The organism is Olsenella sp. CU969 (assembly GCF_905219715.1).
GTDB lineage: Bacteria > Actinomycetota > Coriobacteriia > Coriobacteriales > Atopobiaceae > Granulimonas > Granulimonas faecalis.
Genome location: NZ_CAJMXC010000052.1, coordinates 1 through 13,344, shown reverse-complemented (window position 1 = coordinate 13,344; position 13,344 = coordinate 1). Strand labels below are relative to the sequence as shown.

Genomic DNA, 13,344 nt, shown 5'->3' with positions numbered 1-13,344 from the left:
GGGTACGGGCCGCGGGTGGGCGGCGGGTCAGTGGCTGGCGCGCTCGGCGTCCCTCCAGTTGTCGCGGTAGCCGTCGAGCAGGTCCACGAAGCGCTTTGCCGTGAGGTGCGGCCGGGTGATGGCGCTACCCACCACCACGGCATGGGCGCCGAGGAACACGCACTTCATGGCGTCCTCGGGGGTGTAGAGGTGCCCCTCCATCATCACGTAGGCCTTGTCGCCCAGGTCGCGGCAGAACCCGGCNAACATACGGTAGTCGGCACCCTCGATGTGGGCCGTCTCGGCCGTGTAGCCGTAGAGGGTGGGTGCCACGATGTCGGCCCCGTTGACGACGGCCAGGCGGGCCTCCTCGGCGTTGGAGACGTCGGCGAAGACGGGGGTCTCCGGGTGGCGCTCGCGCACCCGGGGCAGCAGGTCAGCAGCGCTGGTGCCCTCGTGGGTGGTCTGGAACGTGCAGTCGAGGGCCACGATGTCGGCGCCGGCCTCCACGATGGCGTCCACCTCGGCCANNGTGGGCGTGATGAAGACGTCGGTGTCGGGGTGCCAGACCTTCCAGAGGCCGATCACCGGCAGGTCGACGGCTTCCTTGATGGCGCGGATCTGCTCGGGGCTGTTGGCGCGGATGCCCACGGCGCCGGCCCACGCGGCGGCCTCGGCCATCTTGACCACCATGTCGGGCGTGTAGATGGGGTCGTCGTGCTGGACCTGGCAGCTCACGATCAGGCCGCCCGCCATGGGGTCGACGAGGTCGCGGACGTTGGGGCGCGGGCTGTGGAANATGGCTCCTCCAAGGGCTCGNNTCTGCACCCCCGGGCCGGAACCCGGGGCGCCGTCTCCCCCTAGGGCCATCATGGCAAATGTTTGGTACATTTGCAACGGGGGTTTTGGAGGGACGAGGTGATATACCATGGGGCCATGGATACCTTGGAAGCCCTGGTCGCCGCCGTCGACCCCACCGCCGCCCAACCCCTCTACAAGCAGATCGCCCAGGCCCTGCGTGCCCTCGTCACGGAGGGGGTGCTGGCGCCGGACGACCCGCTGCCCACCGAGAAGGAGATCTGCCGGGCCCTGGGCGTGGGCCGCTCCACGGTGCGCGCGGCGCTCTCCTCCCTGGTGGACGAGGGCATGGTCACGCGGAGGGCCGGCAAGGGCACCTTCGTGGCGCCGGCCACCATGCGCCGCACGCTCAACAGCCTGTACGACTTCTCGGGCGTGGTGCGTGCCGCCGGCATGGAGCCGGCCAGCCGGGTGCTCTCGTTCTCCACGGGGCGGCCCGACCAGCCCGTGGCCGACGCCCTGGGGCTGCCGGCCGGCGAGGACGTGTTCAGGGTGGAGCGCCTGCGNATGGCCGACGACGTGGTGATGTCCCTGGAGACGAGCTACCTGCCCTGCCGGCTCTTCCCCGGCCTGGCCGAGGCCGACGTGACCGGGTCCCTCTACGCGGCACTGGCCGGCGGCTGGGGCGTGGAGGCGGCCCAGGCCACCGAGATCTACGAGAGCGTGCTCTTGGGCAGGCGGGAGGCCGAGCTCCTCGGCAGGGCGTGCCGCAGCGCCGCGTTCAGGATCACGCGCACGGCTGCCGACGGCCGGGGCAGGCCGTTCGAGATGAGCCACGTGGTGGCCCCGGGCGACCACACGCGCTTCTCCGTGCACCTCAAGCGCGACGGCGTGAGCTGGGGCCCGGCGGAGTAGGGCCCGGCGACCGGGCCGGCGGAGCGGCTGGAATAAAATCATTCAGCAGGGTATACTTTGAACGGTAGCAAACCCCTCGTGCCGAGGAGGGCTCCATGAACGGCTTCTCCCTGCTCGTGGTCTTGGTATGCATCGGCGCCATCGCCCTCGTGGCCTGGGCGCTCTACTGGGCCGTCGCCTTCGCCATCGCGCTCTACCAGCACTTGCGCTCGCGGTAGCGGCGGGGTACGGCGCGATTCATCAGCTCCGGGCTGTATGGACGGCGAGTCGGGCGAGCGGCCCGCCCCCGCGCTACACGAACGCGTCCACGCCCCGCTCGCGGAGGGCCCTCGCCAACGGCTCCACGTCCTCGGGGCGCAGCTGGGCCACCCCCTCCAGGCCGTAGTCGCGGCCCAGCAGCGCGTACTTGTTCTCACCAAACTGGTGGAAGGGCAGCAGCTGCAGCCGGGGGCGCCCGTCGCCCCCGCGGCCGGCGTCGCGCCAGGCCGAGAGGACCCACCCGGCCAGACCGTCGGCCGTCTCGGCCACCGCGTCGTCGGACAGGGACGCGTCGATGTTGAAGCCCGGGATCACCGGCGTGCGGCAGAGCACGTCGGCGCCCGAGGAGAAGGCGCTCCTCAGGTTGGCGCCGATCCTCTCCAGGCCCACGCCGGTCCCCTCGNGGTGGCACGCGTCGTCCCAGTGCTTGACGTCGAAGAGCACGAGGTCGAGCGCCCCCGCCACGCGGCCGAAGACCTCCGGCTCGCCGTGACCCGTGGTCTCCNTGGCGCACGGCACCCCCTCGTCGTGGAGACGGCCCGCCGCCTCCACGACGAAGTCGGGCCAGAGCAGCGCCTCCCCTCCCGAGAAGGTCACGCCGCCGCCGGACTCCTCGTAGAAGGGCTTGTCCTTGAGGCACTCCCCTACCACCTCGTCCNCNGCGCGGTANGCGCCCNCGGGCGTCATGGCGCCCCACCGGCAGGCGTCGGCCACGGCCCCCTGGCCGCCCTCGGCGGCCAGGCGCCGGTGGTCCACCGTCACGCGGGACGAGCCGTCCCCNTCAAAGGCCAGCGTCACGGCCTCGCTCGCGGCCGCGCACGCGCCGCACCCGCGGCAGGAGCGCGCGTCCCACTCGAGCTGCGTGTAGGCCGCCTGGCTCTCGGGGTTGGCGCACCAGGCGCAGCGCAGGGGGCAGCCCNTGAGGAAGACCACCGTACGGATGCCGGGCCCATCGTCGAGGCTGAACTTCTGGATGTTGAAGACCGGTGCCGTCATCCCCATGGGCGCTCCACAATCTCTTTCGTTCGTAAGTAATTCTTGTTTCGTAAGCGATACTAGGCTATGCTCTCAATGGTAGCAAGCATCAAGCGACTTTCAGGCGCACCCCCAGGAGGAACCCATGACGTCCCAACGGCAGTCCCTGCTCGACCACTTCGGAGAGCTCACGCCCCGCATGCGGCGCTTCCNCGAGGCTGTGCTNGACGAGCGCCCCTANGTCGACGGCGAGCGCGCCGTCCTCTGCACGGAGTCCTACGAGCAGACCAGGGCCCAGCCGCCCGCGATGCGCCGCGCCCTCATGCTCTCCCACATCCTCGACGCCATGACCGTCTACATCGAGCCCGAGACCCTCATCTGCGGCAACCAGGCCACCAAGAACTGCAACGCCCCGGTCTTCCCCGAGTACACCCTCGGCTTCGTCCTCGACGAGCTCGACCTCTTCGAGAAGCGCGACGGCGACGTCTTCCACATCACCGAGGAGACCAAGGAGCAGATCCGCTCCATCGCCCCNTTCTGGGAGGGCAACAACCTGCGCGCCCGGGGCGAGNCCCNGCTCCCCGAGGAGGTCTCCGTCTTCATGGAGACCGGGCTCTTTGGCATGGAGGGCAAGCTCAANGNCGGCGACGCCCACCTGGCCGTGAACCACCGCCGCGTACTGGCCGAGGGCCTGCGCGGCTACGAGGAGCGCGCCCGCAGGCTGAGCGCGGGGCTCGACCTCACCGACCCGGCCTCCATCGACAAGCGCGTCTTCTACAACGCCGTCCTCGAGGTCGTCGCCGCCGTGCGCCGCTTCGCCGGCCGCTACGCCGAGCTCGCCCGCGCCCAGGCCGCCGAGGCCGACCCCGCCCGCGCTGCCGAGCTCCTCGCCATGGCCGAGGCCTGCGAGCGCGTGCCCTACGAGCCCGCCCGCACCTTCCGCGAGGCCGTCCAGGCCGTGTGGTTCCTCCAGGTGATCCTGCAGATCGAGTCCAACGGCCACTCCCTGTCCTACGGCCGCCTGGACCAGTACCTGCTCCCCTTCTACGAGGCCGACCTCGCCGCCGGGCGCATCACCGAGGACGAGGCCCTCGAGCTCCTCACCAACCTCTGGATCAAGAGCCTCACCGTCAACAAGGTGCGCAGCCAGGCNCACACGCTCTCCTCGGCCGGCTCCCCCATGTACCAGAACGTCACCATCGGCGGCCAGCGTCTGGTGGACGGCATGCCGCAAGACGCCGTGAACCCGCTCTCCTGGCTGGTGCTCCGCTCCGTGGCCCAGACCCGCCTCACCCAGCCCAACCTCACCGTGCGCTACCACGCGTCCATCGACCCGGCCTTCCTCGACGAGTGCGTGGAGGTCATGCGCCTGGGCTTTGGCATGCCGGCCATGAACAACGACGAGGTCATCATCCCCAGCTTCATCGACTGGGGCGTGGCCCGGGAGGACGCCTACGATTACTCCGCCATCGGCTGCGTGGAGACCGCCGTGCCCGGCAAGTGGGGCTACCGTTGCACCGGCATGAGCTACCTCAACTTCCCGCGCCTGCTCCTGTGCTGCATGAACGGCGGCGTGGACCTCACCACGGGCCGCCGATTCACCGAGGACCACGGCCGCTTCACCGAGATGACCAGCTACGACGAGCTCCTCGACGCCTGGGACAAGACCATCCGCGAGATGTGCCGCTACTCCGTGATCGTGGAGAACGCCATCGACCTGGCCAGCGAGCGCGACGTCCCCGACGTGCTGTGCAGCGCCCTCACCGACGACTNCATCGGCCGCGGCAAGACCATNAAGGAGGGCGGCGCCGTCTACGACTTCATCAGCGGCCTGCAGGTGGGTATCGCCAACATGGCCGACTCCCTGGCGGCCGTGAAAAAGTTGGTCTTCGAGGAGGGGCGGATCACCCCGCAGCAGCTGTGGGACGCCATCCTCGACGACTTCCAGAGCCCCGAGAACCAGCGCATCCAGCGCATGCTGCAGCAGGACGCCCCCAAGTACGGCAACGACGACGACTACGTGGACCGTCTGGTGGTGGAGGCCTACGACTCCTACATCGACGAGGTGGCCAAGTACCCGAGCACCCGCCACGGCCGCGGGCCCGTGGGCGGCATCCGCTACGCCGGCACAAGCTCGATCAGCGCCAACGTGGGCCAGGGCATGGGCACCATGGCCACGCCCGACGGACGCAACGCCCGGGAGCCCCTCGCCGAGGGCTGCAGCCCGGCCCACAACCGCGACCTCCACGGCCCCACCGCCGTGTTCAAGTCGGTCACCAAGCTGCCCACCGAGAAGATCACCGGCGGCGTGCTGCTCAACCAGAAGGTGAACCCGTCAACGCTGGAGAGGCCCGAGAACAAGATCAAGCTCGAGTCCATGCTCAGGGCCTACTTCAACCGACTCCACGGCTACCACGTGCAGTTCAACGTGGTGTCCCGCGAGACCCTGCTGGACGCCCAGGAGCACCCCGAGAACCACCGCGACCTCATCGTGCGCGTGGCCGGCTACTCCGCGTTCTTCAACGTGCTGTCCCGGGCCACCCAGGACGACATCATCGCCCGCACCGAGCAGACGCTCTAGACGGCAGACGGGGCACCCCGGCGGGGTGCCCCGTCCCGTCCCAAGGAGGCCGATCAGGCCTCCTGTCCCGAGATATAGGTGGCCGTCACATGGAGGCCGTCGTCCAGGGCGACGAAGTCGGCGTCTCGGCCCGGGGCGATGCGGCCGCAGATACCGCCGATGCCGTTGGCGTCGGCAGGGGTCTGGGTGGCCATGCGCACGGCCTCCTCGTCGGTGGCCGCGCCCCAGTCCCGGACGTTTCGTACGGCACGGTCGAGGGTAAGCACCGAGCCCGCCAGGCTGTGGCTGCCCTCGGCCAGACGCGCGGCACCGTCCGAGACCACCACGGGAAGCTCCCCGAGCAGGTACTCGCCGTCGGGCATGCCGCCGGCCTGCATGCAGTCGGTCACAAGCGCCACACCGTCGGCGCCCCGCGCCCGCACGAGGATGCGCGCGGCCGCGGGATCCACATGGCGGCCGTCGCAGATGACCTCGGCGCAGACGCCGTGGAGCCCCAGGGCCGCCCCGACCATGCCCGGATCGCGGTGGCTGAAGCCCCTCATGCCGTTGAACGTGTGGACGAACCCGGACGCCCCGGCGTTCACGCATGCGCAGGCCTCGTCGAGGCTCGCGTCGGAGTGTCCGAGGAACACGCTCACGCCGAGGGCCCGGGCAGCGGCGCAGAACTCCGGCGCACCCTCAGCCTCAGCGGCCACGGCCACCCTGGTCACGAGGCCGCCGGAGGCCTCCTGCCAGGCCTCGAGCAGGCCGATGCTGGGGGCCAGGAGGTAGCCGGGGTTCTGGGCGCCCTTGTGGGCCTCGGTGAAGAACGGTCCCTCGAGGAAGANANCNCGGATGTGCGCCCCACCGGCCGCTCCCCCGGTCGACCCGTCCGCCGCGGCCNCGGCCACCGAACGGCAGGCGGCCGCGACCTGATCCGGTGGGGCGGTCAGTGTGGTAGGGGTCCAGCTCGTCACACCGTGGCGGGCGAGGCCCCGGGAGATCTCGCCCACACCGGCGGCGTCGGCGTCCATGACGTCGTGGCCGAGGAACCCGTGGATGTGGGTGTCCACATAGCCGGGGGCCACACGGGCACGGCCCAGGTCGAGCACCGCNATGCCGGAGGGCACCTCGGCCCGGTACAGGCCGAACCTGCCGCCCTCCACGGTCACGCAGCCGCCCTCGACGTAGCCGCCGGGCAGGAAGAACCCCTTGGCGACGACGGCGTAGGCGCCCCGCGGCGCACCGNCGCCCACGTNAGAGCTCCAGCTCATGGATGGTGACGCCCTTGACCACGCGGTTCACCGTGCCCGAGGGGCTCGGGGTGTCGGGGGTGTTGCCCAGGCGCACCGAGTTGAGCAGGGCAACCGTCTGGGCCACCATGGCGAACGGCAGGGCGAGGTAGGCGCCGGGGAGCGGTCCGGTCCCGGCGAAGGTGAAGGCGTCGCCCTCGAAGATCGGGCCCGTGGCCTGCTGCACGGCCACGGTACGGGCGGCGATGCCGTCGCCGGCCACCTCGGCCAGGATGTCGAGGTCGTAGCGGCGGGTGTAGGGCTGCTCGGAGACGAAGGTCACGAGCACCGTGCCTTCGTCCACGAAGGACTTGGGCCCGTGCCGGTAACCCATGGAGCTGTCGAACGAGGTGGCGGTCCTGCCGNCGGCGAGCTCGAGGATCTTGAGCTGCGCCTCGCGGGCCAGGCCGGAGAGGGGGCCGCTGCCCAAGTAGGTGAGGCGCGAGGGACCCTCGCCGAGCAGGGCGGCGACCTCGTCCTCGCGGGCCGTCACCTCGCGGCCCATGGCGGCCGCGGCGCGCACCCAGGCATCCTTCTCGCCGTCCGACGCACGGTCGAACACAAGGGCGGCCAGGAGCGTCATGCAGGTGTAGCTGCCGGTCATGGCGAAGCCGCGGTCGTTGGCGCGGGGGATGAGCAGGTTCAGGGCCTGCGGGTCGTCCTCGGCGGCACGGGCCAGGGCGCCGTCGGGGGCGCAGGTGATGTTGAGGAGGCGCAGGTCGGAGACCGCCTGGCGGGCACGCTCCACGGCGGCCACGCTCTCGGGGCTGTTGCCGCTGCGGGCGAAGGAGACGAGCAGGCACGGNTCGTCGGGGACCAGGTAGTCCAGGGGGGCGCTCACGATGTCGGTGGTGGGCACCGAGCNGAAGCGGTAGGCGCCGGTGTCGCCGGTGCGGGTGAGGTACGGGGCCACGGTGTCGCCGACGTAGGCAGAGGTCCCGGCGCCGGTGAAAATCACCCGCAGGGGGCCGCCGGCCATGGCGCGCGCCTCGGCGAGGAAGGCGTCCACGGCGCGGCGGGCACCCGACCAGATCCTGTAGGTGTCCTCCCAGAGGTCAGGCTGCTGGGCGATCTCGCGGGTGGTGTCGTAGGCGCCGAGGGCCTTGAGCTCCTCGTCGGTCTTTTCGAACATAGGGGTATCTCCTGTCCCGTCCCACCNCGCCGTCGGGAGCGCCAGTGGNACACCTTGTATCTGAACCTATCGGCCCGGGCGACGCTGAGCGTGTACTCGATCGCCTCGTTGGCCGTGCTGTAGGNGACGCGGGTGAGGTCGAGCACCGGCGAGCCCACGGGCACGCCCAGGAGCTCCGCATCCGCGGGCCGCGCCAGGCTGGCGCAGAACTCCTCCTCGGCCACCCGGATGGTCTGGCCGAACTCCCCCTCCATCAGCTCGTAGAGCGGCTTGGCCTCGAGCAGCTCGAGGGAGAGCGAGAGGAACGGCACCACCGGGAGGTAGGTGCGCTNCACCATCATGGGCACGGCGTCNGCGGANCGCAGGCGCTGCAGCTCGAAGGTCGGGTCGCCCAGCCTGAGACCGAGCATCCGCGCGACCTCGGCCGTGGCCTCCACGCGCCCGAAGAAGAGCACATCCGTGCGGNGCACGCGCNCGGCCTCGCGCATCTGCTGNGTGAAGCTGTNGGACTGCATGAGGTTGGTGGCATCGGCGGAGCGGTCGGCCACGAACGTGCCCTTGCCGTGGCGGCGCACCACGAGGCCGCGGCGCTCCAGCTCGGCCATGGCCTGGCGCACCGTGGTGCGCGAGATGCNGTAGCGCCCGCACATCTCGCGCTCCGAGGGAAGCAGGTCCCCGGGGGCCAGCTCGACGCCCATCCTGTCGGAGAGGGTGTCGGCCAGCTGCTCGTAGAGGGGTTGCTTCTTGACCGTGGCCATGGGTGCCGCCTTCCNTCGCAGTCCGANNGCCCGGGCGCGGGCCGNCACCGATGATAGGCCGGCCGGGCCCGGGCCGCCCCGCCGGCCCGTGAGGCCGGGCGGGGCGTGGGCCGCGCGCTACTTGACGAGGACGCCGCAGGCCGAGAGGGCCACGGAGACGACGAGCACGATGAAGATGGCACGGGTGCTCGTCATGCGCTCCTTGCCGAGCAGGGCGTAGACGCCGAACACGATGAGAGCGGGGATCAACTTGGGAAGGATCATGTCGAGGGAGTTCTGCACCGACAGGGCCACGTCCCCGATCTGGGGGGCGATGCCCACGTGCACGTTGATGACCGTGGCCACGAGGGCGCNCACCATGAACACGCCGAGGACGATGGCGGCGTCGGTGAGGGCGGAGAGCCTGCCCTGCATGGTGGTGATGAGCTTGGCCCCCTCGCGGTAGGCGAAGCCCAGCTGCTTCCAGCGGAAGGCCATGACGGCGATCTGGACGGCGATCCAGATGAAGATGCCCGTGGGGTTGCCCTGCAGCGCCATGTTGGCCGCGATGGCGCCGAAGATCGTGGGGATCAGGGCNGCGAAGATGGAGTCGCCGATGGCCGCGAACGAGCCCATGAGGCCGGTCTTGAGGCCGTTCACGGTCTCGAGGGAGCCCACGCCCTCCTTCTCCTCCACCGCGAGGTCGATGCCGGTGATGATGGTGTTGAAGAAGTTGGATGTGTTGAAGAACTGCGCCTGCGCCTGCATGGCCCGCTTGAGCTCGGGCGTGCCGTCGCCGTACATCTTGCGCAGCTGCGGCANGACCAGGTAGAGGTAGCCGGAGCCCTGCATACGCTCGTAGTTCCAGCCCAGCTGGAAGGCGAGGAGCGAGCGGCGGTTGATCTGGGCGAGGTCCTTCTCGGTGATCCGGTACTGCCCTGGGTTGCCCGGCGCGGTGGGGGTCTGCACCCCGTTGGTGTTAGAGCTCGTCATCCCAGATCTCTCCTTCCTCGACGATGGTCTCCCCCGCGGGGGCGGGGGCGGTGGGTGCGGGGGCCGCCACGGACGGCGCGCCCTCAGAGCGCTGGTAGGCCATGGCCGCGAAGCCGAAGCCGATGAGGGCGATGGCGAGCATGGGCAGGCTGTTGTAGACGCCGCCGGAGGGCGAGATGGCGTCGAGGCCGGCACCGATGATCTGCACGTTGCCGAAGAGCGTGGTGAACAGGGCGGTGATGGTGAAGCCCAGGACCAGGTAGGCGATGTTCTTCTTCACCGGCAGGTAGCGGAGCAGGATGGCGAGACCCACGGCGGGCATCACGGAGCCGGCCACGGAGAGGCCGTTGCCGAGCCAGAGGAGCGGGCCGTTGAGGACCTCCACCACCTGACTCACCACGCCTCCGCCGAAGGCCAGCGCGAGGCCCACGGGGATCATGCGGGAGAGCGACCAGGGCAGGGCGCCCATGAGGAAGTTGCGCTCGATGCCCTTGTAGTCGAAGCGATCGATGGCGGCGTCGATGCGGTGGGCGAAGAACGTGTTGGCGAAGCGGGCCAGCACGTCGAGCTGGATGAGGATCGCGGCCACGGGCACGGCGATGGCGGCGATGGCCTGCTGGGGGTCCATGCCCAGGGCGACGGAGAAGGCCGTGGCCAGGATGGTGCCCGAGTTGGCGTCGATCTTGGAGGCGCCGCCGAAGGTGCCGACGCCCAGGACCATGAGCTGCATGGAGCCGCCCACGAACAGGCCCGTGGNGACGTCGCCCATGACGAGGCCGGCGAACAGGCCGGCGAACACCGGCGTGCTCATGGAGGAGTAGATCTGCAGCTCGTCGAGGATCTGATAACCGGCGTAGAGCGTGAGGAGCACGATCTGCCAAACCTGGATCATCGGTTCACCTTCCCTTCGAGGAGCTCCATGAACTCCTCACCCTTCTTCTGGGGCACCATCTGGGCGACCAGATGGACGCCTGCGGCGTCGAGCTCGTCGAAGGCGGCCACGTCGGCCTCCTCGACGTTGATGGAGTTGGTGACCTGCGTGGTGGTGGGCGTCTGGCTCATGTTGCCCACGTTGAGCTCCTCAAGCGGGAACCCCGCCTTGACGAGGTCCACGTAGACGCCGGGCCTCTTGNCCACGAGGAGGACGCGCTGGGACGCGTAGCGGTCGGCTTTGAGCTGGCGGGCCGCGCGCTCCACGTCGAGGACGCTGAGACGCACCTTGCTGGGGGTGGCCATGCGAATGCCGCTTTTCTCGATGTCGCTGACCGCCACCTTGTCGTCGANGACGATCACGCGGTCGACGCTGAGCATGGAGATCCACAGGTTGGCGANCTGTCCGTGGACGAGTCGCCCGTCGATCCTCGCTCCTACGATGTTCATGGGCCGCTCTCCTTTCCTTGTCTGGGTTGACTGCCTGCTTACTATCGGGTCGCCGCCTCCCGGGACCCAGGGCCCCGTCCGCGGCGATCGTGCCGGTGCTACGCCCCTGTCTCGATCTCGACGGGGCCGTCCGCGAGAACGAGCTCCCCTGCGCCCGGGCCGTCGGTCTCGAAGACGACGAGCTCGTTGACGCCGGGCCTGAGCAGCCCGCCCGGTACGTAGAGGGTGGTGAGGGGGCCCTTCTCCCAGAAGCGGCCCACGTTGAAACCGTTGACGAAGACGCAGCCCTTGTGCCAGCCGGCCATGTCCACGAAGGTGTCGGCGGGCTCGTCGACGGCAAGATGGAAGCGATGGAACGCGGGGGCAGCAAGGTGCGGCCCCTCGGCCGAGAACTCGAGGGCCGAGATGTCGTCCAAGGGCAGGGGGTACTCCTCCCATCCCTGGAGGAAGTGGAGGTCGGCCATGACGCCCTGACGGATGCCCTTGGACTGGGAGGGTGCGCACAGCTTGGGACCGTAGTTGACGCGGCCCATGTTCTCCACGAGCACGTCCAGGGTCGATCCGTCCGGCCGCGGGGAGACGAAGATGTCGTCGCCGATCTCCTCCTGGTACTGCACGGCTGCGAGCTCACCGTCGCAAAAGACCTGCACGCGGTCGGAGGCGTCGATGACGCGGAGGCGCACCTCGTCGGCGTAGGCGGGCAGGGTCGTGCGGTAGNGCACGTANNCGGTGTTCTGACCCANCAGCTCCATGGGCTGGGTGTCGAGGGACTCCCGGCGCTCGGAGAGGGCGTCCAAGGAGGCGAGGAGACCGGCNANGCCGTCGNNCACGANGANGCACGGGGNCAGNGNGGGCTTGTAGGCGGGCGTGCCCAGGGGGACGTCGGGGAAGCGCTCGGCCATCATGGCGCGGAGGGCGTCGTAGCGCCCGGTGGGGTTGCNGCGCTCATCGAGCGGCGCGCCGTAGTCGTACGACGTGATCTGGTGCAGGTCGTGTTGCTTGCGGGCGGAGCACCCGTTCATGANCCCGAAGTTGGTGCCTCCGTGGAACATGTAGAGGTTGACCGACCCGATCTCGAGGGCGCGGCCCACGCAGTCGGCCAGCTCGCCGCCATCGCGGCGGGTGGGCGCCTCCCCCCAGCGGCTGAACCAGCCGTCCCAGAACTCCATGCACATGAGGGGCTGGGTGCGGCCGTGCCCCTCCTGGAAGCGCCTGAGGGCGGCGAAGTTCTCCTCGGGCCGCGAGCCGAAGTTGCCCGTGGCAAGAACGCCGTCGTCGATGAGGGAGCCGGCCGAGAGACACGCCTCCCAGGGACCGTCGGAGGTGAAGAAGGGCATGGTGAGGCCGCGCTCCGACATGAGGGTCGAGATCGTGCGGAGGTACCCCTTNTCCTGGGCGTACGAGCCGTACTCGTTCTCCACCTGGAACATGAGCACGTTGCCGCCGCGGTCCAGCTGGTGGGGCGCGAGGCGCGGGATGAGCTCGTCGTAGTAGGCCGCGACGGCCCCGAGGAAGCGCGGGTCGCGGCTGCGCGGGCGGCCGTGGCCGTACATGAGCCACGCGGGCAGGCCTCCCCACTCCCACTCGGCGCAGATGAACGGCGACGGGCGAACGATGGCGTAGAGCCCCTCGCGGGCCGCCGCGTCGAGGAAGGCCTCGACGTCGCACAGGCCGTCGAAGCGGAAGGTGCCCTCATGGGGCTCGTGGAGGTTCCACGGCACGTAGGTCTCGACGGCGTTGAAGCCCAGGGCCTTGAGGTTGTGCAGCGAGTGCGCCCAATCTGCCGGGTGCACACGGAAGTAGTGGATGGCGCCGGAGCGGATCTGGAACGGCTCGCCGTCGAGCAGGAAGCTGCTCCCCCTTGCGGAGAAGGTGTGGCTCATGATGGTCCCTACGGTTCTCATAACTGGTTACTACCAGATGATGTATTTCGAAGTCGGTCGTAGTATATGCAATTGAGAAACTCATTACTGTCTGATGCATAAGACAAGCCGCCCACGGCAGAAAACAGACCGCTTACGGTAAAAGTAATCTGATTACCAGCTATTTTCTTTGGTGCATCATTCTTATTTGTAAGGATTGCCAACGTTTTATCTGCATGTTAATTGCTGAGTACAGCAATTATATAAACCATTTTCCAAGCTGTTATTCAGTTACTGGTATCTGTTTTTCGGACCGATAAGAGCCGGGGGCGTTGCACGTTAGCGTTGCACGTTATAGACAGCGGGAGACGGGCATGACGGCCGCGGGCGGAAAGGGGCTCGGCGAAGGGGCGCCGACGCACGGCCTGGCGCAGAGAGCCGGGAGGCAAGGCGGGGGCGGGGC

The 13,344-nt window shown here is 69.3% G+C and carries 11 protein-coding genes and 1 pseudogene; 3 read left to right on the top strand and 9 right to left on the bottom strand.

Annotation, left to right across the window (positions count from 1 at the left end):
- Positions 1–27 precede the first annotated feature (27 nt).
- Positions 28–807: an N-acetylmannosamine-6-phosphate 2-epimerase gene (locus JX283_RS06100; RefSeq protein WP_370583423.1), complete on the bottom strand. Its 780-nt coding sequence runs from the start codon at positions 805–807 to the stop codon at positions 28–30.
- Positions 808–915: 108 nt separating this feature from the next.
- On the opposite strand from JX283_RS06100, the gene JX283_RS06095 reads away from it, so the two are divergent.
- Positions 916–1,692, top strand: a complete 777-nt coding sequence (locus JX283_RS06095; RefSeq protein ID WP_204829781.1) for a GntR family transcriptional regulator — start codon at positions 916–918, stop codon at positions 1,690–1,692.
- Positions 1,693–1,787: 95 nt separating this feature from the next.
- The gene (locus tag JX283_RS08635) at positions 1,788–1,910 is read left to right on the top strand and encodes a hypothetical protein (RefSeq protein WP_255533467.1); all 123 of its coding nucleotides are present in this window, start codon (positions 1,788–1,790) and stop codon (positions 1,908–1,910) included.
- 73 nt (positions 1,911–1,983) lie between these two features.
- Here JX283_RS08635 and JX283_RS06090 read toward each other — a convergent pair whose 3' ends face one another.
- Entirely contained in the window at positions 1,984–2,952 is a 969-nt protein-coding gene (locus JX283_RS06090; protein WP_239652501.1) for a glycyl-radical enzyme activating protein, read from the bottom strand.
- 118 nt (positions 2,953–3,070) lie between these two features.
- On the opposite strand from JX283_RS06090, the gene JX283_RS06085 reads away from it, so the two are divergent.
- Entirely contained in the window at positions 3,071–5,506 is a 2,436-nt protein-coding gene (locus JX283_RS06085) for a glycyl radical protein (protein ID WP_204829780.1), read from the top strand.
- A 53-nt stretch (positions 5,507–5,559) separates the two neighbouring features.
- Here JX283_RS06085 and nagA read toward each other — a convergent pair whose 3' ends face one another.
- From nagA to JX283_RS06050, 7 genes and pseudogenes are all read right to left on the bottom strand, one after another.
- Entirely contained in the window at positions 5,560–6,759 is a 1,200-nt protein-coding gene (gene nagA / locus JX283_RS06080) for an N-acetylglucosamine-6-phosphate deacetylase (RefSeq protein WP_204829779.1), read from the bottom strand.
- Positions 6,749–7,849: pseudogene (locus JX283_RS06075) on the bottom strand (SIS domain-containing protein); the annotation flags it as partial. The pseudogene JX283_RS06075 and the gene nagA, both read right to left, overlap by 11 nt.
- A complete protein-coding gene (locus tag JX283_RS06070; protein ID WP_370583421.1) occupies positions 7,732–8,667 on the bottom strand; it encodes a UTRA domain-containing protein in 936 nt (311 codons plus the stop codon). The gene JX283_RS06070 and the pseudogene JX283_RS06075, both read right to left, overlap by 118 nt.
- Before the next feature lie 117 nt (positions 8,668–8,784).
- Entirely contained in the window at positions 8,785–9,639 is an 855-nt protein-coding gene (locus tag JX283_RS06065; protein ID WP_204829778.1) for a PTS system mannose/fructose/sorbose family transporter subunit IID, read from the bottom strand.
- On the bottom strand, positions 9,626–10,528 hold the full coding sequence (locus JX283_RS06060; protein WP_370583422.1) for a PTS mannose/fructose/sorbose/N-acetylgalactosamine transporter subunit IIC: 903 nt from the start codon (positions 10,526–10,528) through the stop codon (positions 9,626–9,628). Before JX283_RS06060 ends, JX283_RS06065 begins: the two co-directional genes overlap by 14 nt.
- Positions 10,528–11,019: a PTS sugar transporter subunit IIB gene (locus tag JX283_RS06055; RefSeq protein WP_204829776.1), complete on the bottom strand. Its 492-nt coding sequence runs from the start codon at positions 11,017–11,019 to the stop codon at positions 10,528–10,530. Before JX283_RS06055 ends, JX283_RS06060 begins: the two co-directional genes overlap by 1 nt.
- Positions 11,020–11,117: 98 nt before the next feature.
- A complete protein-coding gene (locus JX283_RS06050) occupies positions 11,118–12,902 on the bottom strand; it encodes a beta-galactosidase family protein (protein ID WP_204829775.1) in 1,785 nt (594 codons plus the stop codon).
- Between the last annotated feature and the right edge of the window lie 442 nt (positions 12,903–13,344).

Coding starts and splice junctions, on each gene's coding strand:
- JX283_RS08635 (WP_255533467.1), top strand. CDS start 1,788: ATGAACGGCTTCTCCCTGCTCGTGGTCTTGGTATGCATCGGCGCCATC.